General features: G+C 61.8%; 3 protein-coding genes and 1 pseudogene. 3 read left to right on the top strand and 1 reads right to left on the bottom strand.

Features of this window, described 5'->3' with window-relative positions; all coding sequences use genetic code 11:
- From ACRDUX_RS13765 to ACRDUX_RS13755, 3 genes are all read left to right on the top strand, one after another.
- Positions 1-442: GntR family transcriptional regulator (locus ACRDUX_RS13765; protein ID WP_526414586.1), on the top strand; the 442-nt coding region annotated here is incomplete at its 5' end.
- A 111-nt stretch (positions 443-553) separates the two neighbouring features.
- A complete protein-coding gene (locus ACRDUX_RS13760; RefSeq protein WP_526414585.1) occupies positions 554-1,420 on the top strand; it encodes a 6-phosphogluconolactonase in 867 nt (288 codons plus the stop codon).
- The gene (locus tag ACRDUX_RS13755; protein ID WP_526414584.1) at positions 1,420-2,340 is read left to right on the top strand and encodes a PfkB family carbohydrate kinase; all 921 of its coding nucleotides are present in this window, start codon (positions 1,420-1,422) and stop codon (positions 2,338-2,340) included. Before ACRDUX_RS13760 ends, ACRDUX_RS13755 begins: the two co-directional genes overlap by 1 nt.
- A 515-nt stretch (positions 2,341-2,855) precedes the next feature.
- Here the strand turns inward: ACRDUX_RS13755 and ACRDUX_RS13750 are convergent.
- A pseudogene (locus ACRDUX_RS13750) lies at positions 2,856-3,079 on the bottom strand (oxidoreductase dimerization domain-containing protein); the annotation flags it as partial.

Here is a 3,079-nt window from a genome sequence, read left to right as displayed (position 1 = left end):
CCGTGGGGTTGTCCCGACCAATGCGGTGTTATCGGTTGACCTGATGGAGCCCACGGAGGACGAGCGCGCAGCCCTCGGGTTGACACCGTCGAGCACCGTTGTTCGCCTTGAGCGTTTGCGGCGGCAGGATGACAACCCCATGGTCTACAGCGTCGACGTTTTCGACCGGGCAGTCATTCAGGCCCCGATAGGCGAGATCGACTGGGCAGGTTCTCTTTTCGATATCTTCGGGCGGTTCGATCGTTGTCCTGTCAACGCCTCCGCGACAGTCTCAGCAGTCACATTGGAGGCGGAACTGGCCTCCCGCCTCGGCGTATCTGACTCGGAGGCTTGGCTCCGCCTGCAGCAGGTGCATTCAGACGCCCGTGCTCGCCCTGTTCTGCTCTCGGATGACTTCCACCGGGGAAGCGAGTTCACGTTCGACGTCCCCCGACAGAAGTAGTCAACAGTCAAGTTGCATAACTCGTCTGTTGAGTGACATGCTGGCTGGGCTCCGCGGCCCCACCGAAGCGCCTCGGACTGTTTGCAGATGGGAATTCTCGTGGAACTTGCCATGACCGCCAACGATCTCACCCCCGAACAGCTGACGATGCCGTTCACCGAGGTCCAGAAACGCTCACGCCATCAGCTGCGCGTGTTGCCGGATCTCGACTCGCTCTACCGCTGGCTCGCTCGACTCATGGCCGACGAGCTGAAGGAGCGTAACGCGGCCGGGGAACCCACCCGCTGGATCCGGCCGGTCGGCCCCCAGGCGCAGTATCCGTTGCTCGCTCGTATCTGCAACGAAGAGGGAATCAGCTGGCGCAACGTCGTCATCTTCCACATGGATGAGTTCCTGGACTGGCAAGGACGCCCGGTGCCCGCTGATCACCCGTTCAGTTTTCGTGGATTTTGTGACCGAAACCTCTACAACCTGCTTGATGCAGAACTGCGGCCTCTGCCGGAGAACGTGATCTACCCAGACGTTTGGAACCCCGATGCGTTCGGCGCGCGGCTCGAAGCCGAGGGCGGCGCGGACACCTGTTTCGCCGGGTACGGCTTCCGCGGCCACTTGGCCTTCAACGAGCCGCCGACCACGCGCTGGCACAACTACACCGTCGATGAGTTCAAGCAGTCGACGACCCGCGTGGTGCCCCTCCTCGAGGACACGATCGTTGCCCACTCCCACCGCACGACCGGCGGCTATACGCAGACCATCCCCCGGATGGCCATCACTGTCGGCATGAAAGAGATCCTGTCGGCACGCAAGCTCCACCTGATTACCGACGGCGGTGCCTGGAAGCAGTTCATCACCCGAGTCCTATTGCTGACCGAGCAGGAAGACGTGATGTACCCCGTGACGCTCGCGCATTCGCACCCGAACATGGAGGTGACCGTCGACGCCGCATCGATCGCTCCGATCAACCTCGGTATCAATTAGTGACCATCTGGGTCGCGGGCGCATACATCCGCGATACATACGTCTACACCGACGGACTCCCGCGAAACGGCGAGAGTATCGACGCGCAGGCATTCAGGCAAAGCGACGGCGGCAAAGCGGCTAACCAAGCGGTAATGGCCGCACGGTTAGCCGCTCAAACCGAATTTGTCGGAGTCATCGGCCACGACGATATCGGCGACAGTGCCGTTCGGCTTTTTAGAGCGGAGGGTGTCGGCATCACTGCCGTGCAACGTCATGATGGTCCCACCGGAGAAAGCATCATCCTGAGCGCCGCCGATGGCGAGCAGGCCGTGATCACCTGGACTGGCGCAGCAGATCAACTGCAATTGAATGCGGTGGTGTCACTCATCGATACGGCGCCCGGTCCAAGTTATCTGAGCATTCAAGGCGAGCTGCCGCTTGCAGTGAACGCGCAGCTTGCCGGCCGCCTCTCCGACCGAGCGACCATCGTTTGCAATCCCAGTCCGGTCAAACCGTTCCTATCCGCGGACTGGGATTGGGGCCCGGTCGACATTGTGGTCGCCAACGAACTAGAGGCAGACGCCATCCTCGGTGGTGGCCGAGACTGGACCCCGACAACCGTCGCAGAGGCCGTACACCTGGCAACTGGCGTCGAGACAGTCGTCGTCACCCTGGGCCACAACGGAGCGTCATGCAGATCAGACACAGAGGGCTCGTTCCTGGTGGCAGCTCCCTCCGTTACAGTGCTCGACTCGACGGGAGCGGGAGACGCGTTCACCGGTGCGATGCTGGCTGCGCTCAGCGCCGGTGCCTCGCTTCGCGAAGCATGCGACACAGGCGTTTTTGCCGCCTCGTACTCGGTGACCGAAATGTACTGCATCCCTTCCTATCCCACAGCCGTCATTCTCGCGCGGTGGAAGCATGAGCTCGGCATTTGATAGCAGTCGTGGCGTATATGGACAGCTACATGGTCGGTGGGCGCCGGTCCCATCGTGAGTGACGTGGGTGGATCATCGAAAGCCAATGAAAAGCTGCGCGATCAACGCTGTCAACGAACTCAAAGCTCCTGCAACCGCCCACGGCGGGTTCCACATATCTCTGTTATGAAAATGGTTTAGCCCAGTGATTCTGGCCTGCCGCCCGTGTGGGCATCCGTTGGCGACTTACGGGCATCGATCCATCGGATCAGCAGATGGATTTGATTATTTATCCACTTCTGTTACGTACGCGGTACGAGCAAAGAACTCGGCGCCCTCTTCGGCGTGAGCCTCAACGCGGCTCGGTGTCGGCGGCCGCCCGATTTCCTGATCATCCTCTCGGGCCGGTCGTTGTCGCTCTTTACTTCTGCACCGGCCTGCTCGCAGTGGCGTAGTCACCGCGGCGTGCCCGACCAGCCCTACCCGCTCCAAGATACCGCTGTGGCGATTGACGTTCTCGACTTGCTTGGCGGCGGTCAGTCGTGGACGTGGAGCGGCTTGCCTGCGAGAGCCGGCAGCGCCTCGCCCAGCGCCTCGCCCTGGGTGGGGTGCGCATGCACGAACCGGGCCGCTTCGGCCGGCTTGACGCCGAGGCTCACTAGAAGCTATGCCTCGCCGATCAATTCACCCGTGCGGTCACCGACCATGCGGATCTCGACGATGACGTCGTCGTGTGTCACGGCCTTCACCACTCCGGAGG

The organism is Mycobacterium sp. (assembly GCF_050701675.1).
Classification (GTDB): domain Bacteria; phylum Actinomycetota; class Actinomycetes; order Mycobacteriales; family Mycobacteriaceae; genus Mycobacterium.
Note: the sequence above shows the minus strand (reverse complement) of the source record. Positions and strands in the feature narration are given on the sequence as shown.